Source organism: Streptomyces sp. NPDC020965 (genome assembly GCF_044333555.1).
Taxonomy (GTDB): Bacteria; Actinomycetota; Actinomycetes; order Streptomycetales; family Streptomycetaceae; genus Streptomyces.
The window spans coordinates 14,963-35,510 of the sequence record NZ_JBIRRE010000018.1; the positions used below are offsets into that span (position 1 = coordinate 14,963).

Annotated in this window: 21 protein-coding genes; 5 read left to right on the forward strand and 16 right to left on the reverse strand. The window is 71.4% G+C overall.

The features are described 5' to 3' along the window. Positions 1-19: 19 nt before the first annotated feature. The 4 genes from ACH4S7_RS34880 to ACH4S7_RS34895 all read right to left on the reverse strand — a co-directional run bounded on the left by ACH4S7_RS34880 (position 20) and on the right by ACH4S7_RS34895 (position 4,967). Positions 20-1,315 carry a type III PLP-dependent enzyme gene (locus ACH4S7_RS34880; RefSeq protein WP_398525427.1) on the reverse strand — a complete coding sequence of 432 codons (1,296 nt, stop codon included), beginning with the start codon at positions 1,313-1,315 and terminating at the stop codon, positions 20-22. Further along, entirely contained in the window at positions 1,312-2,856 is a 1,545-nt protein-coding gene (locus ACH4S7_RS34885; protein WP_398525428.1) for an ATP-grasp domain-containing protein, read from the reverse strand. The genes ACH4S7_RS34880 and ACH4S7_RS34885 overlap by 4 nt, the downstream gene beginning before the upstream one ends. A gap of 12 nt (positions 2,857-2,868) precedes the next feature. Continuing rightward, a complete protein-coding gene (locus tag ACH4S7_RS34890; protein WP_398525429.1) occupies positions 2,869-3,798 on the reverse strand; it encodes a 3-oxoacyl-[acyl-carrier-protein] synthase III C-terminal domain-containing protein in 930 nt (309 codons plus the stop codon). A gap of 434 nt (positions 3,799-4,232) precedes the next feature. Then, positions 4,233-4,967, reverse strand: coding sequence for a DUF4097 family beta strand repeat-containing protein (locus ACH4S7_RS34895; RefSeq protein WP_398525430.1), 735 nt, complete (start codon positions 4,965-4,967; stop codon positions 4,233-4,235). 244 nt (positions 4,968-5,211) lie between these two features. Here ACH4S7_RS34895 and ACH4S7_RS34900 point away from each other — a divergent pair, with 244 nt between their 5' ends. Continuing rightward, positions 5,212-5,988 (forward strand): aspartate/glutamate racemase family protein, encoded by a 777-nt coding sequence (locus ACH4S7_RS34900; RefSeq protein WP_398525431.1) that lies wholly within the window; start codon positions 5,212-5,214, stop codon positions 5,986-5,988. 35 nt (positions 5,989-6,023) lie between these two features. Here ACH4S7_RS34900 and ACH4S7_RS34905 read toward each other — a convergent pair whose 3' ends face one another. The 10 genes from ACH4S7_RS34905 to ACH4S7_RS34950 all read right to left on the reverse strand — a co-directional run bounded on the left by ACH4S7_RS34905 (position 6,024) and on the right by ACH4S7_RS34950 (position 13,665). Then, positions 6,024-6,224 carry a hypothetical protein gene (locus ACH4S7_RS34905; protein WP_398525432.1) on the reverse strand — a complete coding sequence of 67 codons (201 nt, stop codon included), beginning with the start codon at positions 6,222-6,224 and terminating at the stop codon, positions 6,024-6,026. A 6-nt stretch (positions 6,225-6,230) separates the two neighbouring features. Further along, complete coding sequence (locus ACH4S7_RS34910; RefSeq protein WP_398525433.1) at positions 6,231-6,455, reverse strand: DUF3995 domain-containing protein; 225 nt, start codon at positions 6,453-6,455, stop codon at positions 6,231-6,233. 227 nt (positions 6,456-6,682) lie between these two features. After that, positions 6,683-7,393, reverse strand: coding sequence for a 2-hydroxychromene-2-carboxylate isomerase (locus ACH4S7_RS34915; protein ID WP_398525434.1), 711 nt, complete (start codon positions 7,391-7,393; stop codon positions 6,683-6,685). 1 nt (position 7,394) lies between these two features. Continuing rightward, on the reverse strand, positions 7,395-8,141 hold the full coding sequence (fabG, locus tag ACH4S7_RS34920) for a 3-oxoacyl-[acyl-carrier-protein] reductase (protein WP_398525503.1): 747 nt from the start codon (positions 8,139-8,141) through the stop codon (positions 7,395-7,397). Next, a complete protein-coding gene (locus tag ACH4S7_RS34925; protein WP_398525435.1) occupies positions 8,141-9,121 on the reverse strand; it encodes a hypothetical protein in 981 nt (326 codons plus the stop codon). The genes fabG and ACH4S7_RS34925 overlap by 1 nt, the downstream gene beginning before the upstream one ends. Before the next feature lie 15 nt (positions 9,122-9,136). Next, positions 9,137-10,267: a beta-ketoacyl synthase N-terminal-like domain-containing protein gene (locus ACH4S7_RS34930; RefSeq protein WP_398525436.1), complete on the reverse strand. Its 1,131-nt coding sequence runs from the start codon at positions 10,265-10,267 to the stop codon at positions 9,137-9,139. Beyond that, entirely contained in the window at positions 10,264-11,229 is a 966-nt protein-coding gene (locus ACH4S7_RS34935) for a hypothetical protein (RefSeq protein WP_398525437.1), read from the reverse strand. Before ACH4S7_RS34935 ends, ACH4S7_RS34930 begins: the two co-directional genes overlap by 4 nt. Then, complete coding sequence (locus ACH4S7_RS34940; protein ID WP_398525438.1) at positions 11,226-12,131, reverse strand: alpha/beta fold hydrolase; 906 nt, start codon at positions 12,129-12,131, stop codon at positions 11,226-11,228. Before ACH4S7_RS34940 ends, ACH4S7_RS34935 begins: the two co-directional genes overlap by 4 nt. After that, a complete protein-coding gene (locus tag ACH4S7_RS34945; RefSeq protein ID WP_398525439.1) occupies positions 12,128-13,366 on the reverse strand; it encodes a beta-ketoacyl-[acyl-carrier-protein] synthase family protein in 1,239 nt (412 codons plus the stop codon). The genes ACH4S7_RS34940 and ACH4S7_RS34945 overlap by 4 nt, the downstream gene beginning before the upstream one ends. A 38-nt stretch (positions 13,367-13,404) precedes the next feature. Then, positions 13,405-13,665, reverse strand: a complete 261-nt coding sequence (locus ACH4S7_RS34950; RefSeq protein ID WP_398525440.1) for an acyl carrier protein — start codon at positions 13,663-13,665, stop codon at positions 13,405-13,407. Positions 13,666-13,893: 228 nt separating this feature from the next. Between ACH4S7_RS34950 and ACH4S7_RS34955 the strand changes: the two genes are divergently transcribed. The 4 genes from ACH4S7_RS34955 (at position 13,894) to ACH4S7_RS34970 (ending at position 18,234) form a co-directional block, all read left to right on the forward strand. Beyond that, positions 13,894-14,616 (forward strand): 4'-phosphopantetheinyl transferase family protein, encoded by a 723-nt coding sequence (locus ACH4S7_RS34955; RefSeq protein ID WP_398525441.1) that lies wholly within the window; start codon positions 13,894-13,896, stop codon positions 14,614-14,616. Continuing rightward, positions 14,613-14,852, forward strand: coding sequence for a hypothetical protein (locus ACH4S7_RS34960; RefSeq protein ID WP_398525442.1), 240 nt, complete (start codon positions 14,613-14,615; stop codon positions 14,850-14,852). The genes ACH4S7_RS34955 and ACH4S7_RS34960 overlap by 4 nt, the downstream gene beginning before the upstream one ends. Before the next feature lie 62 nt (positions 14,853-14,914). After that, the gene (locus ACH4S7_RS34965; protein WP_398525443.1) at positions 14,915-15,706 is read left to right on the forward strand and encodes an ABC transporter ATP-binding protein; all 792 of its coding nucleotides are present in this window, start codon (positions 14,915-14,917) and stop codon (positions 15,704-15,706) included. Next, the gene (locus tag ACH4S7_RS34970; RefSeq protein WP_398525444.1) at positions 15,706-18,234 is read left to right on the forward strand and encodes an FtsX-like permease family protein; all 2,529 of its coding nucleotides are present in this window, start codon (positions 15,706-15,708) and stop codon (positions 18,232-18,234) included. The genes ACH4S7_RS34965 and ACH4S7_RS34970 overlap by 1 nt, the downstream gene beginning before the upstream one ends. A 113-nt stretch (positions 18,235-18,347) precedes the next feature. Here the strand turns inward: ACH4S7_RS34970 and ACH4S7_RS34975 are convergent, their stop codons facing one another. Then, on the reverse strand, positions 18,348-19,364 hold the full coding sequence (locus ACH4S7_RS34975) for a LysR family transcriptional regulator (protein ID WP_398525445.1): 1,017 nt from the start codon (positions 19,362-19,364) through the stop codon (positions 18,348-18,350). Positions 19,365-19,511: 147 nt separating this feature from the next. Then, a complete protein-coding gene (locus tag ACH4S7_RS34980) occupies positions 19,512-20,312 on the reverse strand; it encodes a BTAD domain-containing putative transcriptional regulator (protein WP_398525446.1) in 801 nt (266 codons plus the stop codon). Between the last annotated feature and the right edge of the window lie 236 nt (positions 20,313-20,548).

Below are 20,548 nucleotides of genomic sequence, written 5' to 3' on the forward strand. Positions count from 1 at the left end.
TTCGGCACGGGGTGCTCGGTCAGCGCGGGGTGCTCGTCGGGGTCAGCGTCCCGGGGGCGAGCAGCCGTTGCTTGCGGAGCAGGTCGTCGGGGCGGTCGGGCTCTCGGATCAGATGGGCCCGGCCGTCGAGGACGAGCACCTCGGCCGGATAGCCGTGGCTGAGGAAGTGCACGGGCGATGCGGTGGGACCGTAGGCACCCGAACGGTCGACACCGATCAGATCGCCCTGGCGCAGCGGCGGGAGTTTGATCTTTTTGGCCAGGGTGTCGTTCGGCGTACAGAGCGGTCCGGTGATGTTCCAGTCCTCGCCCGGAGCCGCGCCGGCCCGGTTGAGCAGGCGCATCGGGAAGTTCCGTCTGGCGAAGGAGCCGATACCGACGGCCGCCATGTGGTGGTGGGTACCGCCGTCGGTGACCGCGAACCGCTCCCCCATCGAGGTCTTCACATAGCGGACGCCGACGACATAGGTGCCGGCCATCGCGGTCAGGTATCGGCCGAGTTCCAGCACCAGCCGGGTGTCGGGATGGCGGTCGGCGAACGCTCCGACGACAGGGTTGAGCCGGTCGGCGAGGACCGGCAGGTCAAGGTCCCGTTCGCCCTCGAAGTAGGCCACGCCGAGGCCGCCGCCGATGTCCACCAGTTCCAGCGGGAATCCGAGGTCGGCGGCGAGGCGCTCGGCCAGGTCGAAGATGCGCGCCGTGTTCTCGACGATGGCGTCCTCGGTCAGGATGCGGGTGCCCATGTAGACCTGCACCCCCATCAGCCGCACCCGGGGGAAGCGCCGGGCCAGCCCGGTGTCGGCGAGGAGCTGGGCCTCGTCGATGCCGAACTGGCGCGGTTTACCCCCCATGGTGAGACCGGAGCCCTTCACGGCGAACCCGGGGTTGACGCGCAGGGCGACCGGGGCCCGCAGCCCGCGCTCACCGGCGAGTTCATCGATCGCCGCGAGCTCCTGGAACGATTCGCAGACGACCGCGGCGATGCCCTGGTCGAGGCAGGCCGACAACTCTTCACGGCTCTTGCCCGGTCCGAGGAAGAGGATGTCCCCGGGGTCGACGCCGGCCCGTCGCGCGGTGAGCAGCTCCGTGACGGAGGAGACCTCTGCGCGGGCCCCGTGGGCGTGCAGCAGTGCGCAGATCGAGACGTTCGGGTTGGACTTGAGCGAGAAGAAGATCTGGAGCCGGGGGTGCAGCCGCTCGCGCAGCTCGCGCATCCGCTCCGTCAGGACGTCGCCGTCGTAGAGATAGAGGGGGGTGCCGTAGGTCCGCGCGAGCTCGGCGACGGGGATGCCCTGGACTTCGGCGTGCGTGGTCATGATCCGTGGCCCCTTCGCGACGGGAGGCAAGCAGTGATCTCGGCGTCGAGAGCCGTCAGTTCGTCGTCGGAGTCCGCGACGAGGATTCCGTACAGCCGGCCGTCGACGGGCCCTCCGGGGGTGGTCCGATCCGTACGTGGTCCGGTGTCGGGGGGGAATCCGGCATTGACGGTGGCGAAGTTGTTCACCAGCAGGCCGTTGCCGCCGCAGCCGTCGAGGAGGAGCCCTTCCAGGAGTACCTGGAGCCGGTCGAACGGCAGCGGGGCGTCGAGGTGCACCGGATAGTGGCGGGCCAGCGCGATCCGGTCGTCGCAGACGAATTGTTCCTGGAGCCGCGCCTGGTAGGTGGACATGTTGTGCCGCGCGTTGATCTCCACGACGGGGTAGAGCCCACCCGCCTCATCCACCATGGCGTCCACGCCGACCACGCCGAAGTAGCCGTCGGCCGCGAGGCGTTTGCCGAGGAGTTCCGCCGTGGTGACCACCTCGTGGAACTGGGCGGCCGACAGACCGGCCGGCATCCGGTGCCCCCGGTGGACACCGCCCTCGGTGAGCAGTTCCTTGACGAAGTCGAACCGGGTCGAGCCGTCCCGACCGACCGTGAACTGGTAGTTGAGGTCGGCGCGCTTCGCCACCCACTCCTCGACGACGAAGGCGACGGCGTCCCGGCCGGAGCGCTCGGCCTGCCGGGCGACCATACGGTGGACACGGTCCGCGCGGCGCGGGCCGTCCAGTGTCGCGATCCCCTTGCCGGAGACGCCGAACGCCTCTTTGACCACGAACGGTGCGGTCGGCACGGACACGGCCGCGGCGAGGGCCGCTCCGAGTTCGGCCACGGTCTCGCAGGTCCAGCCGCGCGGCTGGCGCAGGCCCAGCTCGTCGGCGACCCGACGGCTGTACACCTTGCTGTTGACCGACTTGCACAGTGCCGCGCCGGGTCCTGCCACCGGCATTCCGGTCGTGGCGGCGAGCCGCTCCTCCGGTTCGGACACCCCGTGCGGGACGAGGTGGGCGCCGGCTGCGGCCAGCCCGGCCAGCGTGCGCAGGAGTACCGGATCCGCCAGGGCGTCCTCGGTGACGGTGCGCTGGGGGTCTTGGCCGCCCACCGTGTGGACGGTGGGGAGCAGCATCCCGAGCCCGCTGAGGTAGGCCAGATAGGCGCCGTCCGGCTGAGTCTTGAGCACCACATGGTCGTGTTCACCCGCGAGGAGCAGGGTGAACTCGTCCATACGGTTGACGACGGCGTTGGCCGACAGGGCGGAGAGGCGGGGCAGGGTGTGCTCACCGCGGGCCCACTGCCGCTCCACCTCGAAGTTGCCGAGGAGGACGAGCGGGGTGTCCGACGATCCGGTGACGGCCGCCGCCAGCCGTGTGCGGAAGTCGCCGTGGCGGTCCCCACCCCGCGGTGCTCCCCGCGGTACCTCGTACCGGACGGCTTCCTGCGGGGCGGCCTCCCGCGGGAGGGCCGAGGACTCTTCGGGCGGCCTGTCCCGGTGATGGTCGTGGACGTCGCGGTGACCGTCGGGGAAGCTACCGGGCATCGTCGTACCCCCTCAGTGTTCGAGCACCATGGCCGCGAACGACTGGCCCAGCCCGGCGGAGGTCATCAGATAGCGGTCCCCGGGCCGGAGCAGGCCGAGCTCGCGCGCGGACTGGTAGTTGATGAACGGGTCCGCGCAGAAGCAGTGGCCGGTCCGCGCGATGTTGTCCAGGAAGACACGGTCCCGGTCGATGCCGAGCGCGTTGGCCGCCACCGTCCAGGAGACCCGGTTGACGTTGTGCGGCAGTACGAGGTCGATATCGGCGATGGTGAGGCCCGCGATGTCGAGCGCTCCGGTGATGACCTCGCCCATGGCGTCCTGATAGATCCGCTTGGCCTCGCGCGCGCCCTCCGGGTCGAGGTCGATCACGCCGTCGGCCCGGCCGTGGATACGGGCGTCATAGCCGAGCACCCGGTCCCGCGGGCCGTTCCGGCCGACGAGCAGCGCGGTCATCCCCTCGCCCATGACACAGACGTCCTCGACCCACTGCGAGAAGGGGGTGAACGTCTTGTCACCCGCGAGCACCAGGGCGAGTGCCTCCGGATCGTCGTCGGCGGCGAGGAGCGTACCCGCGACGTCGACGGCGAGCAGACCGGTCGCGCACCCGTGGTCGGCCACCGAGAACACGGTCGCCGCGTGCAGGCCCAGCGCCTCGCGCACCTGCTGGACGGGGCTGACGGGGTACGGTGCGGTGGTGCGCAGGCCCTTGGCGCGCACCACGTACCGCACGCGGTCCTCCCGCCCGGTGAGGGCATCGAGCTTCCCGACCGCGGCCAACAGCAGATCGGTCTCGGACCGGTCGGGCGCCTGACAGATCCGGTCCAGCCCATAGAGCCGGGTGAATCTGCGCACCTGCTGGTCCGTCAGTCCCAACGGGTCCCGGAGCTGTTCGACGGAGATGGTGGGCGGGAGGTAACTCGACACCGCTTCCAACGAGGTCATGCGCCGGGCCTCCTTGAGTGGTCGGAGCCACTCAAGATTCGCCAAGGCCACTGACAGTGTGCTGACAGGCGGCTGATCGGGGTACGCCCCGCCAGGTCAGGCCGGTGACACGCCACCGGTCGGGCTCGTCACCGGACAGAGACTCGTCACAGCCGGGCTCGTCACCGAACGGTCGGACGACACCACCGGCCCGGCCCGTCACCGCATGGCGGGGATCGTCACCGAACGGTCGGGCGCGCCCCGCGCCACACCAGGTCCATGGCATCGCCCACCGTATGGGCGGCGCCATCACCCGGGGCATGGAGCAGCGCGCCAGCGGCGCCGTCAGCCGCCGCGCGGTGGGCCTCCCGCGCGGGAGCGGACGGCCGTCGCTCGCACCGGCTCACCGGGCCTGTCGCGCCTCGCTCGCCTCGTGCTCACCGCCTGCCACCGGGTCAGGCGGTCTTGACGGTGATGTCACCGTTGCCACTGGTCAGTCCCAACCGGAACTCGCCCCCCGGGTCATGCGTGATGCCGATGTTCTTGTCACCGTTGTTGGAGTCCGCCGACACCTGGTACTGAGCGGCCGGCAGGGTGAGGGTGATGTCACCGTTGGAGGTCTTCGCCCGGATGCTCTGCGGGGTCTTCGGTGTCAGTTCAATCGCTCCGTTGGAGGTCTCCGCCTCGATTTCCCGGCCCGCTAGACCCCGGCCGGTGATCCGGCCGTTGCTGGTGCGCACATCGACGGAGCCGGAGACGCCGTCCATCTCGATCCGGCCGGAGTTGGTGCTCACCTTCACCGCGCCCACCTTGGAGAGGCGGACCGCGCCGCTCGACGTCTTGCCGCTGACGCCGACACCCACGGGCACGTCGACGGTGTACCGCACCGAACAGCGGCTGCCACAGCCGCCGAGCACCAGCACGCCGTCCTCGACCCGGTGGGTCTCGCCCGACGGCTTGTCGTCCTTGTACTCGATCGAGCGCTCCAGGGCGAGCGCCCCGCCGCCCTCCGTCCCCCGCAGCGTGACGCCGCCGGAGCCGTTCTCGATACGGACGGAGGTGACCTTCCCCGAGAGGGTGGTGTCGTCCTCGAAGGTCTCTCCCTTGGTTAAGTTGCAGGCGCTCAGCCCGCCGACGGAGATGGATGCCGCCGCGTAGATGGCGAGATAGCGGCGCTGCTGCTGGCGCATGGGGTCCCCCGGTCCTGAAGGAAGTGTCAGAAGTCAGGGCTGGTCAAGCCCTCTTGTGTCGCTGTACCCGAAGTTATCGCAGCCGCCGGGATGACGACCATGGGGCAAACCCCCGGTTCGGGGCGCGGGCTGTCCTCACCCCCGAACGATCTTCCGATCACCACCACGGTCACCGTGACGGCGTCCCGGCCCGCGGTCAGCCGGGCATCAGCAGGATGTCAGCGCGCTGGGTCAGAGTCGGTCCATGACAGCGGCGACGACGCGCCCCCCGGACAGGACGCTCGGTGTCCTCGGCGGAATGGGCCCCGCGGCGACCGCGGAGTTCCTCCGGCTGCTCGCGTCCGACGCCCCGGCCACCGAGGACGGACACCACCCGCGGATCGTGATGCTCTCCGAACCCGCCATTCCCGACCGGACGGTGGCGATTCTCCGCAACGACCCTCGGGCGGCGCGCCTGCTGCGGGAGTGTCTGGCCACCCTCGTCGGATGGGGCGCGGACCTGCTGGCGATTCCCTGCAACACGGCCCATGTGTTCCTCGGCGCGCTGCCCGCCGCGCTGTCCGCCCCGATCGTCGACATCGTCGACGCCACGCTGGACGAGGCGGTCCGGCTGAGTCCCGAGGGAGGCTGGCTGACGGCCACCACCGGAACCGTGGTCAGCGGCATCTACCAGGATCGGGCCGCCGCCCGCGGTTACCGCTTGTACGTCCCGGACGCCACGACCCAGAAACTGATCCATGAGACCGCCGTTCAGGTGAAGGCGGAACGGATCGAACGGGCCGGCCGCCTCTACGGGGATGTGGTGGAGGGGCTCTGGCGGCAGCGCGCCCTGCCGGTGGTGGCGGCCTGCACCGAACTGCCCCTGGCCTACCGGGCCACCCCGCTCCCCCCGGAGTCGATGGTCTCCAGTCTGCGCGCCCTGTCCCGCGCGTGCGTCGACCGGCTGTACGCCGCACGGACACTCGCCACACCGGTGCCGGCTCCCGCATCCGTACCCCTGCCGCTGTCGCGGCCACGCTGAGCGCGGGGCGCGCGCACCGTCGGCGACGCGGCGTCCTACCGTCCGCGTGCCGTGGCCGAGATCGCCGCCGACGCGGCGAGCGCGAGGCACAGGGGTGAGTAGGCGACGCGATCGAGGCGCCGGAAGCGGGGGGACGTGGACCCCGGGGACAGCAGATCGGTCCGTCCCACGAGCCCGGCGACGGCGCGCGTGCCCAGGGCGGCGGCGACACCGGCCGCACCCGACCGGGAGACCATCGGATATCACCGGGGGTACCCGGCCACCAAGGCGGCGGCCGTCCCCAACGCCCCCGCGACCGCGAAGCACGCGGCCGGACCGGGCAGTTCCGAGCCCCCGACCACCAGCTCGGAGAAGGTCTCCCGGTCGGGCAGTGGCCAGGTCGACCCCACCCCCCAGGCGACATGCAGACCCGCGAGTACGGCCAGGGCCGAGGCGGCGGTCCGGCCGGCGACACGCGCGGGGTGCACAGGAGTCACGGCAGTCACGGGGTTCACAGAGGTCAACCTATCGCCCGCGGGTCGCCGCCCGGCCGGGGGCCCCGAGCACCCAGGTCGGGCGGCGACGTAGGGGCGGAGGCGTCCGCCCGCGTGGGCGTTGGCCCTGCGGGGACCGCGCGCCCCGGTCCTGACGCCCGGCCGGCGAGCACGTGGCGGCCACGGGCGCGCTCCGGTAGGAGAGAACGCCGGGCGCCCCGTCAGCCGCAGCCGCCCGCGTGACCGTCGTCCGTGCGGCGGTCCCCCAGCCCGACCGCGGCGGGCACGGCCTCCGGGAGCGCCGTCGCGGGCGGCGTACGGGCGCGCAGGTGGGCGGCGAAGTCGGCGAGCCGGTCCAGCCCCCAGAAACGGCTGTACCCCTGGACGAAGAACGGGACGCCGAACACCCCGTCCTCGTCGATGTCGAGCAGCAGCCGCGCGCCCGCCCGCCGTAGCGCCGGGTCATCGCTCGCACCCGCCGTCAGCTCCGGGTCGAGGCCGATTTCGGCAGCGATCTCTGCGACGACCCCCCGGTCGCAGATGTCCCTGCCCTCCTCCCAGCGGGCGCGGTACGCCGCCGCGATGTACGCGGGGCCGCGCCCCTCACTCAGTGCCACCAGGTAGGCCAGATGCGGGACCTCCCACACCGGCGCGCGGTCCACCGGCCAACGCAGTGCGATCCCACGCGCCTTGGCGATCCGGCCGACGTCCTGGAGCACGTACAGGTGCTTGGCCCGGGTCATCGCCGCGTACGGGAACGATCCGCCCAACTCGGTCAGCATCCGCTCGCTGATCGGATCCGGTTCGAAGAAGGGGCGCCACTCCACGGCGGCGGCCACGTCCGGATACCGATCGTGGAGTTCGCGGTGGGCGAGCCAGGAGTACGGGCTGCGCAGCGAGAAGTAGCAGCGGGCCCCCCGGCGGGCGGGCATCTCAGAGCACCAGCCCGCCGTCGACCCCGAACACCTGGCCCGTCACGTAGGACGCGCGGTCCGACACCAGGAAGGACACCAGATCGGCGACCTCGTCGGGCCGACCGAACCGTCCCAGCGGGATGCGCGAGGTCAGGGCCCCGCCGGTCCCGTCGGCGAGACCCGCGGTCATATCGGTGTCGATGAACCCGGGGGCCACGGTGTTGACCCGGATGCCGCGTGGTCCGACCTCCTTGGCCAGCGATTTGGAGAAGCCGATGATCCCCGCCTTGGACGCCGCGTAATTGGTCTGGGTGGCGTTTCCGTGGACCCCGGCCACCGACGACATGGTGACCACGGTGCCCGCCCGCCGTTTCATCATGGCGAACACGGCGGCGCGGCAGATGTGGTAAGTGCCGTCGAGGTTGGTCCGCACCACCTCCTGCCAGGACTCGCCAGTGAGCATGATCAGGGGGTTGTCCCGGACGATGCCGGCGGACGGAACCACCGCGTGCAGCGGGCCCAGTTCCCGTTCGGCCGTACGGACGAATTCCTCGGCCGCGGACTGGTCGGCGACGTCGACGCGCCGCGCCAGCACGGCGGCGCCCGACGCCTCGGCCTCCTTGGCCGTGACCCGCGCCGCCTCATCGCGCGAGTGGTAGCAGAAAGCCACGTCGTAGCCGTCGGCCGCGAGCCGGGTCACCACGGCACGCCCGATGCCTCGGGAGCCTCCCGTGACCAGGGCGACACGCCGTTTCTCTGGGGACATCATGACCTTTCGTCGTTTGTCGTCGCGGATGTCAGCGCGGCCGCTGGGCGCAGTGCCAGCGTGAGCTGTCCGATCTCCAGGACGGGCCGCCCGTCCACCGTGCTGCCGCCCGCGGTGATGACGGTGTCGCGGAGGTCACGGACGAGATGGACCTCGTGCACCAGGACCGACCCCGGGTGGACGGGGGCCCGCACCCGGGCACCCCGTACCCCGGCGAGCAGGGTCACCAGGCCGTTCAGCACATTCGGGTTGGGCCGGTCCCAGCAGGCCAGGAGTACGGCGGCCTGGGCCCAGGACTCCAGCAACAGCCCCGGGGCCGCCCGGCCGCCGAGCCCCCGGTGGGTGGGCTCGGCGGCGGTGACCGTCTTGAGCGCGACCAGCCGTCTCCCCGGTGCCACGGCCGTGACCCGGTCGACCAGCAGCGCCGGACGGCGGTGCGGGAGGATCGAGGTGATGCGGGCGGTGTCAGGCGCGGTCCCTCCGGCCGGGTCCCCACCGCTCTCGGACCCGGTGGCCGCACCGTTCTCCAACCTGACGTCGGCGGGCTCCCGGACCGGGTGAACACGGCTCTCCGGCACGGTGTTCAGGGTCCGCGCCCCCGGGTAGTGCAGCGAGAACTCGGCGGCGGGCCGGTCGGCGGCGGAGACCGAGGCGACCGCCTGGACACCGTCCGCACCGTCAGTGATCCGCGCCGTGACGACCAACTCCTCACCGGGCCGCACCGGACTGCGGAAACGCGCCTTCCGCAGGACGACGGGGAGTCCCAGCCCGACGCCCGCGCCGCCGACGAGCAGGTCGTGCGCGTACTGCACCAGGGCGAACCCCGGTACCAGCGGGAAGCCCGGATAGTGCCCGGCGAGGAAGGGATCGTCCAACTGCACGGTGACCCGGGCGCGGACGAGCCGGGCGCCGGGCGCCGTGCCGTCCGCGGTGGCTTCGGGGACCTCCTCATAGCAGCCGGCCGACAGTCCGTCGAACATCGTGACCACTCCCCCTCAGCCGCTCAACAGGGCACAGCCGACCGTGCCGTCCCGGTCGATCCCGGTGACCAGGGCCGGCGCGCCGCCGGGCAGCCGTCCCGCACCGGCGGCGGCCAGCACGGCCGCCGTCTGGAAGCCGGTCGCCGCGGCCGAGGTGTCCCCGAGGAGCGGGCGGCACCGGATCCACTCCGGTCGCGCGCCGTCAGGGAGGGCGGCGCGTACCGCGGCCTCCTCACCGTCGGTGCCGAGCGGGGCGACGATCCGGACGGTTCCCGCAGCCACTCCCGCGTCGGCGAGCACCGAGCGGATGCACTCCGTCAGCGCGGGGCCCGCCCCGTCCGGTTCGTGGTAGGCGCGGAAGCCGGTGCCGAGCAGCCGGGCGATGGCCGGCCGGCCCGCCCGCCGTGCCGCGTCGGCCGGTTCGAGGAGCCAGGCCGCGCCGCCCTCGCCGAGCGGCGGCCGGGCGGCGCCTTCGGCGGCGTGCCACTCCAGCCAGGCCCGCTGGACGGAGAACTCCTCGGCGACTCCGCAGAGGACCCGGTCGCAGTGGCCGCCCCGGTGGAGTCGGGCGGCGTAGCCGAGGGCGAGCAGGCCGGTCAGCCAGCCGCCCGCGATGGTGGTGTTGGGGCCCCTGACCTGGTGCCAGATCGCGCTCTGCCCGGCGGCGCGGTTCATCACCGTGTTGGGGAACCGCGCCGGGTCGACCAGATAGGGGCGGTCCCCGGTCAGTGAGTCGCGGGTGAAGTCCATGGTGCTCTGGACGCTGCCGGAGCCGGTCCCCAGCACCAGCCCGACCCGTTCGGACCGCTCCAGCAGGGCGGGGCCGCAGTGCTCCAGGAGTTGTCCGAAGGTGGCGACGGCGAGCGCGGTGACCCGGTCCATGGTCCGGGTGCCCTTCCGGCCCAGGGCGCCCGCGGCGCTGAAGCCGGGGACCAGGCCCGCGCGGTCGTACGGGCCGGGGTTCGGCCCGGGGTACTCCTCGGGGTCGAGCGGGGTGACGGCCGCGAGGGCGTCGCGTATCCCGGCCCCGTAGACCTCCGCACCGGTGCCGTACGGGGAGAGCGCCGACCAGGCGGAGAGGACGAGTCCACCGGCGGCTGGCCGGTCGTCGGTCCGCCCGCTCGCCGGGGCGTGGGCGGTGGTCACGGCGTCGTCCCCCGGCCCTCCGATTTGCCCTCCTTACCGTTGAGGGCGTTGATCAGCCGGTCGTCGAAGTCGACCAGACTCCAGTCGCGCCGGTTCTCGATCACGGCCCAGCCGTGGGTGATCCGCCCGGTGGCCGTCGGCACGAGGACGCCGTCCCGGAGGACATAGGCGTCCAGCCGGGCCGTGTAGGTGAGCCGTTTGAAGACGTTCTCCACGGTGATGACCGTGTACAGCGTCTCCTCCATCCGAGCTTCGTCCAGGATGGTGATCCGGGAGTGCGGGACCACGGGGATCCAGTCCTGTTCGTCCAGCAGGGTCTTGATGGAGACCCCCCGATCGGCGAGGAAAAGGTCGACGATCTCCTCCATCTGCCGCAGATAGCCCGACATCTGCACGCGCTCGGTGAAGTGGCAGTAGAAGTACGGCATCCGCCAGGCCCAGCCGAAGGCGTTCGCGCCCGCCGTCAGGTGGTCCAGGGGGTCCGTGCCCGGCGCCAAGGGGATCGGGGTCCCACCGGCGCCGAGCCGGTCGACCACATGGGCGGCGAGTTCGGCGGGCGGTTCCGCTACCGGGTGGCCGCGCGGGTCGAGCCGGAGCTGCACGGCGACCTTGGAGACGACGGCCTTGACGGTCTCCCCGTCGCGCTCCACGGTCATCTCGACGGTCAGGCGCCGTCCGTCGCCCCGGTCGGGCGCCTCCCGCACGGTCGCCGTGGCGATGTCGTCGATGTGGAGGGCGGTGAGGATCTTGGTGTCGATGTCGGTGATGTCGACGCCGAGGCCATGGCGCTCGTACAGCTTCCCGGCCGGTGCGCCGAGCTGCCGCAGGTGGTCGAGGACGGCCTCCTCCACCAGGTAGTTGACGTGCTTGAAGCCGATCCAGGTACAGATGTTCGATCCTTCGTAGCGGGGCCGGATCTCCCGCAGGGTGGTGCGGTCCGTGCCGGTGGCGCCGAGGGTCATGACATCTCCAGTCGAGAGGTTGGGGGCACCCGGGGCGGTCCCGCCGCGCGAGGTGCCCGGGGTACGACCGCGGCGGTACGAGCAGGAGGTGCAGCGGTACGGGCGGCGGGCGCGGCGGTACGAGCAGGAGGTGCGGCAGTACGGGCGGCGGGCCCGGCCCGACCCAGGAAGTCGCACACCAGGCGGGTGACGAGGCCAGGGTCCTCCACCATCGGGAAGTGGCGGCAGCCGGCGAGGAGTTCGAACCGGGCCCCCGGCACACCCGCGGCGAGCGCCCGGCCGTCGGACGGCCGGGCGGCCCTGTCCTTCTCCCCCGACAGCACGAGCAGTGGGGCGCGGACGGCGTCGAGATCGAGGAACGGGGAGCGCAGATAGGTCTCGAAGAACCGCATCCAACCGTAGGGCCCGATCTGGTCTCGCAGCCGTAGCGCCATCCAGTCCCGGTGCGCCCTGGGGAACCGCCCGGTCTCCCCGACCTCCAGCGCCTCCTCGAAGACCCGGTGGAATTCGTTCAGGTAGTACGAGATGACCGACCAGTCGAAATCGCGCGGGCTCGACCGGTGGAAGGGGCTGATCAGTACGGTGGGCCGGGGTGCGATCCGGCCGTCCGCGGCGGCCTCGATGAGCAGGTTCGCCGCGTAGGAGTGCGCCACGACCGCGTCGTACCGCTCGTCCACCAGATCGACGAGGAAGCGAGCCGGATCGGCCAGTGACCCCCAGCCTTCGCTGTCGGCCATCGCCCGCCAGGGAAGTTCCGCGTCCCACAGTGCGAACCGGGCATCCACCCGGGCCGCGAAGGGATCCCAGACCGTGGGCCGGCCGCCCAGCCCGTGCAGGAGCAGTACTGTCGCCGGCCGGTGCCCGGTCCCGGGTCTGCGCAGCCGTGGAGTCACCCCGCTCATCCGGCGGCGCGTTCCGCGTACCTGCCGAGGATCACCACGGCGTTGTTGCCCGCGAACGCCAGCGCGTTGTTCTGCACGATCCGCACATCGGCGGAGCGGGCCCGGTTGGGAACCGGGTCGAGACCGCACTCCGGGTCGGTCTCCCGGTGGTTGATGGTCGGCGGGATGAATCCCTCGGTGATGGCCAGGGCACAGGCCGCGGAGGCCAGGGCGCTGGCGGCGCCCATGGTGTGGCCGAGCATGGACTTGATGGAGACCGTCGGGGGCGGCTCGGGGAACACCTGCCGGATCGCGCCGGCCTCGGTGACGTCGTTGGCCCGGGTCCCGGTGCCGTGCGCCGAGATGAAGTCGATGTCCTCGGGTTTCACACCGGCGTTGCGGTGGGCCAGTTCGATGCAGGCCGCGAGGCTGTCCCGGTCGGGGGCCACCGGATGGTGGGCGTCGCAGTTCAGCCCGTATCCGAGGACCTCGGCGTAGATCCGGGCGTCACGCGCCAGGGCCGATTCGAGGCTCTCCATGAAGAGGATGCCCGCACCCTCGCCGGTCAGGATGCCCTTACGGTCCACGTCGAAGGGCTGGCACACCTCGGGCGCGATGGTGCCGAGCCGGTAGAACCCGGTGAAGGTCTTGCGGCAGACGGCGTCGGCGCCGCCGGAGAGCGCGATGTCGACCTCGCCGGACCGGATCGCGTCGAAGCCCGAGCCGATGGCGTAGTTGCCCGCCGCGCAGGCCGTCGGGATGGTGACGGCCTGGACGTCGGTGAGGGCCAGTTCGCGCACCACGCTGCTGGAGAGCAGGCCGGCCGAAGAGCGGCGGGCCACCAGCGGGTCGAGCCGCTCCGGACCCGATCGGAGCTGGCTGTCCATCAGGTCGTCGAGATCGTGGGACTCGCCGTCGGTGGTGCCGACGGAGACCAGGACCCGCCGGCTGCGGAGTTCGTCCTCGTCCATGCCCGCGTCGGTCACCGCCATCCTGGCCGCGGCGACCGAGAACTGGCTGGCCCGGCCCAGTTCACCGGGGTCGACCCGCTCGATCCAGTCGACCGGGTCGAAGTCCTCGATCTCGCACCCGTTGGCGTATGCGTACCCGGTCGTGTCGAAGGACGTGATCGGCTTGACGCCGCTACGGCCGGTCCGCAGGCCGGAGAGGAACGGCCGCAGCCCGATCCCGATACTGGTGACGGCGCCCAGGCCGGTGATGACGACCCGGCGCGGTGACCGGTTCTCACTGCTCATTGGCTGTCTCCCCACTGTCCGCGTCGGTGCCGGACCGGCTACCTGGCCAGCCCCTCCTGGACGACGGCGACCACCCCGTCCAGGTGGATCATCCGGACCAGCTCCGCCTGGTCGATCTCGATGCCGAAGGTCCGCTCCAGGGAGGAGAGGATCTCGATGGCGCCCAGCGAGTCGGCGTTGTGGTCCTCCTTGAAGAGGCTGGTGTCCGTCATGTCGGCGGGCTCGATCTCCAGAATCTCGCAGACGACGTCCTTGATCTCGGCGCGCTGTTCGGCGGTGATGACGGCCGTGGTGGGCATAGTCGCCTCCAGAGGGTGGATACGGCGGATGGCGAGAAGTCTTCTCGCCCTCACTGACGGCCAACTGACGTGTCGCTGACGGAGGTTGACGCCCCATCTGGAAGGGGGCGAGCCCGCCTTCCGGCCTGCGTCATTCACGGGACGCTGAATCACCTGGCGGCCACCGGGCGGGACCGCCAGAGTGATCCGTCGGCGTCCGTCACACCGTTTCGCCTGCCTGGAGATGGATTGAGCCCCCCTTTCGCCGCCCACCGCGTCACCGTCGTCCTCACCCCGACCACCGGGCTCGACGACGCCGCTTCCCGCGCCACGGTCCTGCGCGCCACGGCCGGTGTCCTGGGCGTGGCCCCGGAACGGCTCCGGATCCGGCACGAGGACGGCGGCCGGCCCGTGCTGTCCGGGCTGGGCGCCGGTACGCATCTGAGCCTCAGCCACGGCCGGGGGGTCGCCGCGCTGGCGGTCACGGGGCTCGGCCCGGTGGGAGTCGATGTGGAGATCGAGCGCCCGGTACCCGCCCAGCGGCTGGCGGACCGCTGGTTCACCGAGGACGAGGCCGACTGGCTAAGGTCCCGGGGGGAGCGGCAGCGGATCGCCGCCTTCCTGTGGCTGTGGACCCACAAGGAGGCCATGGGCAAGGCGTACGGCACCGGGCTCGCCCGGGGCGGGTTGGCGCGGCCGGCCCCGCTCCCGGGCCACTGGCCGCCCCGGTCCGTGCGCCACCCGGCGCGGCTGAGCCCCCTGCCGGGCCGGGACCCGATGGCCGTCGCCGCTCCCCCGGCCGGGCACCGGGTGATGCTCGCCGTCGCCGCGCTCGGCCGATGGGTGGGTGGCGCACCCGTCGATGTGTACCGGGTGCGCCGGGGTCCGCCACCGCCTGGCGGGGCGCTCGGGGGGAGCCGGCCCGGAGGCGGCGCGGTCCCCGGCGCGGAGAGGAAGGGAAGTACCCCATGAGCGGCGGCACGATCGCCATCGTCATCACCCTGATCGTCGTCGGCGGCATCAGCGCGAGCACGGTCGCCTACTTCGGCCTCCAGCGGCACCGCGCGGACGCGGCCGCCATGTCGCACTACCGCGGGCTCGCCGAGGCGGTGGTCGAGGAACAGAAAGTGCTCCTGCGTGAGCTGAAGGAGCTGCGCGGTCATGTCCTGGCGGTGGAGGATCTCTTACGCAGCGTCGATGAACGTTGAGTACGCGAGGGCCGGCCGTGAACAGAGCGGCCGGGACCCCCTGTATCGAGGAGTTGACCCACATGAACACCCCACCCGGGCATGGCCTGGACGACGTCGTACGCCTGATCAGGGTCCATCGGGCCTACGGCACCGAGCACAACCGGGTGGTGGCACTCGACGATGTCTCGATCGGCTTCCGCCGCGGCACCTTCACGGCCGTGATGGGTCCGTCCGGCTCCGGCAAGAGCACCCTGCTCCAGTGCGCCGCCGGGCTGGACCGGCCCACCTCCGGCTCGATCATTCTGGACGGTCTTGAACTCGCCGGTCTCAGCGAGAAGAAGCTGACTCGGCTGCGACGGGAGCGGATCGGCTTCGTCTTCCAGGCGTTCAACCTCCTGCCCGCGCTGACCGTCGCCGACAATGTCGCGCTGCCCCTGCGGCTGGCCGGCCGGCGGCCCGAACGCGGCGCGGTCGAACGGGTGCTGGAGCGGGTGGGTCTCGCCGACCGCGCGGCCCACCGTCCCGGTGAACTCTCCGGCGGCCAACAGCAGCGGGTCGCCATTGCACGGGCCCTGGTCACAGACCCCGCGGTCGTCTTCGGCGACGAACCGACCGGCGCCCTCGACACCCGCACCGCACTGGAGGTGTTACGGCTGTTACGGGAGACCGTCCTCGATGCCGGGCAGACGGCCATCGTCGTCACCCATGACCCCGTGGTGGCCTCCCACGCCGACCGGGTCGTCTTCCTGGCCGACGGCCGGATCGTCGACGAGCTGCGCGGCGCGTCCGCGGAGACGGTCGCCGAGCGGATGACCCATCTGGGCGCCTGGGCCGAGCAGTCCGATGCCCGTTACGCCGGGGGAGCCGTCTGATGTTCCGCCTGGCCCTCACCACCCTGCGGTTCCGCAAGGGCGGCTTCGCCGCCTCCTTCGTCGCGCTGTTCTTCGCCGCCGTGATCCTGACGGCCTGCGGAGGGCTGATGGAGACCGGAATCCGCGCCCACATCCCGCCGCAGCGGTTCTCCGACGCCCCCGTCGTCGTCACCGGCGACCCCACCTTCGACAGTGAGGTGCTGACCGAACGATCCCGTCTGGACGCAGCCGCGATCGACCGGATCCGGAGTCTGCCCGGCGTCGAACGGGCGGTGACCGATGTGACCTTCCCGGCCGCCGTGCTCAAGGGCGACCGACCCGCGACCGGCGGCGCCGGCCTCAGCGGGCGCGGCTGGTCCGCCGCGTTGATCTCCGGCGCCCCGCTCGCCGACGGCGCCGCGCCGCGCGGCGCGGGCGAGGCCGCTCTTGATGCCCGCCTCGCCGACCGGCTGGGCGTCCGGACCGGTGCGGAGCTGCGGCTGACCGCCGGTGGCAGTACCGAGACGTTCCGGGTGACCGGGGTCGTCCGGACCACGACCGGCACCTCTGATGCCGTGTATGTCACCGACACCGAGGCCGGACGGCTGCTGGGCCGTCCCGGACAGGCCGACTCCGTCGCCGTCTTCCCGGCACCCGGGGTCTCCCCCGGCGCGCTGGCGGACCGGATCGAGACGGCGCTGGAGGATTCCTCGGCGGTGGCGCTCACCGGCGACGACCGGGGCGCCGCCGAGTTCCCGCGGACGCTGGAGGGAGCGGCCCGACTCATTTCGATGTCCGCCGTGTTCGGCGGCATCGCCGTCATGGTCGCCGTGTTCGTCGTCGGTTCCACGCTCGCGCTGCTGATCCAGCAGCGGCTGCGCGAGATGGCCCTGCTGCGCGCCATCGGTTCGCTGCCCGGCCAGCTCCGGCGCATGGTCGTGGGCGAGACCCTCGTCGTCGGAACGCTCGCGACCGTGGTCGCCCTCGTACCCGGCCACTACGCCGGGCGGCTCCTGCTGGAGCAGATCGCGGACGGCGGGCTCATCACTCCCCATCTCGCTTACCGCGCCGGCTGGATCCCGCTGATCACCGCGGTCGGGACCGCGCTGCTGGCGGCCACCGCGGCGGCCTTCATCGCCTCGCGCCGGGCGGCGCGCACCCGGCCGGCCGACGCGCTCGCCGAGGCCGGCCTCCAGCAGCGCTGGCTCAGTACCCCCCGGCTCGTGTTCGCCCTGCTCTGCTTCGCCGGTGGCACGGCCCTGGCGATCATCACGGCTACGGTCATGAACGGCACGGTCGCGGCGAGTACCGCCGGACCGTCGGCGATGCTGTGGGCCGGGGGGATCGCGCTGATCAGCCCCGGGCTCACCCGGGTGTTCAACGCCGTGCTGCATCCGCCGCTGCGGCTCATCTCCGGTCTCGCGGGCAGGCTGGCCACGGACAACGCCCGCGCGCGCCGCGTCCGGATGGCCGGGGCGATCACCCCGGTGATGCTGGCGACGGGGCTCGCGACCGCGCTGATCTACCTCCAGACCTCCCAGGACGAGGCTTCCCGGTCGGCGGCGGCCGAACTCAGCTCCGCCGACGCCGTGCTCACCTCGTCTGCCGGGGGGTTGCCGCCCGAACTGATCGACCGGGTCGCCGCGGTGCCCGGTGTGGCCGGGGTCTCCGCCTATCTTCCCGGGACCGCGTTCGTCGTCGAGCCGGCCGAGGAGGGAGAGGAGGAGGAAGCGACCGAACTCGCCGTCCAGGGGGTGACCGCCACCGGTGTCGACGCGACGCTCGCGGTCTCCGCGAAGCAGGGTTCCCTCACCGAGCTGCGGGGTGAGTCCATCGCCCTGCCGACCTCCCTCGCCGACCGCGCCGGGCAGCGGGTGGGTGACACCGTCACCGTGGTCCTCGGCAACGGGGCCCGGATCGCCGCGAAGGTGGTCGCCTCGTACGAGGCGAAGAAGGGGTACGACAGTGCCTTCCTGCCCGCCGAGTTGATGCTGAAGCACTCCACCAGCGGCCTGGTACCGCAGCTCTTGGTCGCCGCCGACGACGGAGTGCCCGCCGACCGGCTGGTGGCCTCCCTGCGGGAACTTGCCGGAACCCAACCCGGGTTGCGCGTGTCCGGCGGCGGTACGGAGGATGTCGCGTCGGAGGACACCGGGACGAGCGCCTGGATCAACTACCTGCTCGCCGCGACCATTCTGGGCTATGCGGCGATCTCCCTGGTCAACACCTTGATCGTGGCGGCTTCCGAGCGGCGCAGGGAGTTCGCGCTACAGCGGCTGGTGGGCGCGTCCCCCGGTCAGATCATGCGGATGATGACGATCGAGTCGCTGCTGATTGCCGTGGTGGGCATCCTGCTCGGGACGGTGGTGGCGGCGGCGACCCTGACACCGTTCGCCCTCGCGCTCGACGATTCCTGGCTGCCCAGGGGGCCCGTCTGGATCTACGCCGCCGTCATCGGCTTCGTCGGTGCGCTGACCCTGGTGGCCACCCTCCTGCCGACGCGGTACGCCCTGCGGGGCCGGCCGGCCGACGCGGTCGCCGTGCTCTGACACCCGCGCCGGGGACGCCCGCTCCCGCACTCCGGGGCGGGCGTCCCCGGCCCGCGCGAGCGGGGTCCCCGCGGCCTGGGCATACGAGCCCAGCAAGATCCAGACGAGCGGATCTAAGCGACGGCGGTCGGCAGGAAGCGCCGCAACTCCGTGAAGTTCTCCGGGTGTTCGATGATCCAGCACCAGTAGCGGGGGATGGTGCGGGCGTACTCGCAGTAGTACAGCCGGATCGTCTTCACCAGGCTGCGCAGAGTGTCCCGGGAGAGCGCGTCCCCCCGCCGTACCAGCAGGATCTCGGTGCTCTCGGTCCCGGTGATCGGCACCAGACAGATGTCCCGGGTGGCGCCGGTGGGGGTGGTCAGGGCGGCGGCGCCGGCGTCGCGCACCCAGCTCATCGCCTCGTGATGTCCGTCGACATAGTGGAGCACATCGGGGTCGGCCCGTCCGTCGAGCTTGGCGAACACATGTCGCTCGATGGGGTGAAACCAGTGGTCGCGGGTGAACCGCACCCAGGTGAGGTCGGCGAGGTCCGCAGTGTCGACGGTCTCGTACCCGGAGAGCGGGTGTCCCCATGGCACGGCCAGCCAGACCGGCTCCCGGACGATGATGGTCCTGGCCAGGGCGAGTTCGGGCACCTCGGCGGGTGCGATCAGCGCCATGCTGGGGACCATCGCGGCGTTCAGCACACCGCGGCGCACCGCCTCGACGGCGGCGGCAGGATTGAGGGTCTCGGTCTGCACCTCGCCGACAGGGAGAGCATCCTGTAACGCGCTGCGCAGGGAGGGCGGAGTCCATTCGGCGTGCCCGAACCGGAAGACATCCGAGGAGAAGGCGGCGGCTTCGGCGATGACCATATCGGCCTGCTGGACCAGTTCGACGAGCATGGGGATGAGCCGTTCCCCCAACGAGGTGGCGACGACGCCCGAGCGGCTCCGGATGAACAGGTCACCGCCCACTGCCTTTTCAATTCTGCGCAATTGTGCGGTAAGGCTCGACTGCGGGAGTTTTAACTCCACCGCTGCCTTGGATATACTACCGACACGATCGATGACTGCCACAATTTTGGCATGACGTAACTCGACGTTCACGCATCCCCCCGCTCGCAGCCGATATCCCCCTCGATGTACCACCCGCCGGTAATGAACCGGGAAATCGACACGCTAACAGGATGCGGACACCGCGTCCACATACCTTTCGGGAAGGGAATTAATAAGCCATCCCGAAGGCTTGTGAGCATTTCTTTAACTATTCCATGCAATGTACGAGAAAATCCTGAATCAAACCGCTGCCCTGGTTGCGTGGAGGAGCACCCGGCGCGGTTCGCCCAGCATTTCGTCGTGCCGCAGGATCGCCTGATAGGCGCGGTGGAGTGCCCGGCCGGGCTCAAGCCCCAGGTCACCGGCGAGCCGGCGGCGCGCACCGTGGAATACCTCCAACGCCTCGGCCTGCCGGCCGTCCCGATAGAGGGCCAGCATCAACAGCTCACTGAGGCGTTCCCGTCCGGAGTGCTCGTCGGCGAGCTGTCTCAGTTCGGAGACCGGGACACGCGCGGCGTCCACCGCCAGCTTTGCCGCGATCATGTCCTCGTAGGCGGTGATCCGCCGCTCTTCCAGATGGGCGGCCCGGCTCCGGCACCGCAGACCGTCGCAGGCGTCCAACAGTGCTGGTCCGCGCCATAGCTCCAGCGCGGCTTCCAGCTTGGCAATGGCCAGATCCGGCTGCCGCTGCGCCAGGACGGCGCCGGCGTCCGCGAGCCGGAGGAACCGGTGTGCGTCCACGGCGCCCTCCGGTATCTCCAGGAGATACCCGCCGCTGACGGTGCGCAGGAGGGTGCTCCCCGGAATTCCCGTGATCGACTGGAGGAGTTTGCGCAGTCGACCGACGTTGGCCTGGAGGGCGTTGCGGGCGTTGGCCATGGACTGATCGGCCCACAATTCATCCACCAGCCGATCGAAGGGGACCGGGGCCCCCGGGGAGAGCGCGAGCAGCGTGAGGACGACACTCGCCCGTTTCGACGCCATGGTGTACCGCGCACCGTCGTGCGACAGATAGAGCGGACCGAGCACATTGATTTCCACAGCAGAAACCCCCCATGCCGACTCCCGGACATGGCACATGCTGCCCAAGCACACCCGATCGAGGGAAATACCATCTGGCGCGCGAAAGAGTTTCGATTGGTATGCCAGCGAACGTGACGGGCGCCGAACCGACGGGGGATTCGATTCGGCACCCGATCATGAGGGGATGATCGGGTCCCATGGAGCCCAGTTCAGAGGGGCTGTCGCGTTGACCCTTCACCTGTAATAGAAATGCT

Excerpts from the sequence above, each read along its gene's own strand:
- fabG (WP_398525503.1), bottom strand. The coding sequence starts at position 8,141 with ATGTCCCCAGAGAAACGGCGTGTCGCCCTGGTCACGGGAGGCTCCCGA.
- ACH4S7_RS34915 (WP_398525434.1), bottom strand. The coding sequence starts at position 7,393 with ATGCCCGCCCGCCGGGGGGCCCGCTGCTACTTCTCGCTGCGCAGCCCG.
- ACH4S7_RS34890 (WP_398525429.1), bottom strand. The coding sequence starts at position 3,798 with ATGACCTCGTTGGAAGCGGTGTCGAGTTACCTCCCGCCCACCATCTCC.
- ACH4S7_RS34900 (WP_398525431.1), top strand. The coding sequence starts at position 5,212 with ATGACAGCGGCGACGACGCGCCCCCCGGACAGGACGCTCGGTGTCCTC.
- ACH4S7_RS34960 (WP_398525442.1), top strand. The coding sequence starts at position 14,613 with ATGAGCGGCGGCACGATCGCCATCGTCATCACCCTGATCGTCGTCGGC.
- ACH4S7_RS34925 (WP_398525435.1), bottom strand. The coding sequence starts at position 9,121 with ATGTTCGACGGACTGTCGGCCGGCTGCTATGAGGAGGTCCCCGAAGCC.
- ACH4S7_RS34950 (WP_398525440.1), bottom strand. The coding sequence starts at position 13,665 with ATGCCCACCACGGCCGTCATCACCGCCGAACAGCGCGCCGAGATCAAG.
- ACH4S7_RS34885 (WP_398525428.1), bottom strand. The coding sequence starts at position 2,856 with ATGCCCGGTAGCTTCCCCGACGGTCACCGCGACGTCCACGACCATCAC.
- ACH4S7_RS34945 (WP_398525439.1), bottom strand. The coding sequence starts at position 13,366 with ATGAGCAGTGAGAACCGGTCACCGCGCCGGGTCGTCATCACCGGCCTG.
- ACH4S7_RS34905 (WP_398525432.1), bottom strand. The coding sequence starts at position 6,224 with ATGGTCTCCCGGTCGGGTGCGGCCGGTGTCGCCGCCGCCCTGGGCACG.
- ACH4S7_RS34965 (WP_398525443.1), top strand. The coding sequence starts at position 14,915 with ATGAACACCCCACCCGGGCATGGCCTGGACGACGTCGTACGCCTGATC.
- ACH4S7_RS34935 (WP_398525437.1), bottom strand. The coding sequence starts at position 11,229 with ATGACCCTCGGCGCCACCGGCACGGACCGCACCACCCTGCGGGAGATC.
- ACH4S7_RS34940 (WP_398525438.1), bottom strand. The coding sequence starts at position 12,131 with ATGAGCGGGGTGACTCCACGGCTGCGCAGACCCGGGACCGGGCACCGG.
- ACH4S7_RS34880 (WP_398525427.1), bottom strand. The coding sequence starts at position 1,315 with ATGACCACGCACGCCGAAGTCCAGGGCATCCCCGTCGCCGAGCTCGCG.
- ACH4S7_RS34895 (WP_398525430.1), bottom strand. The coding sequence starts at position 4,967 with ATGCGCCAGCAGCAGCGCCGCTATCTCGCCATCTACGCGGCGGCATCC.
- ACH4S7_RS34970 (WP_398525444.1), top strand. The coding sequence starts at position 15,706 with ATGTTCCGCCTGGCCCTCACCACCCTGCGGTTCCGCAAGGGCGGCTTC.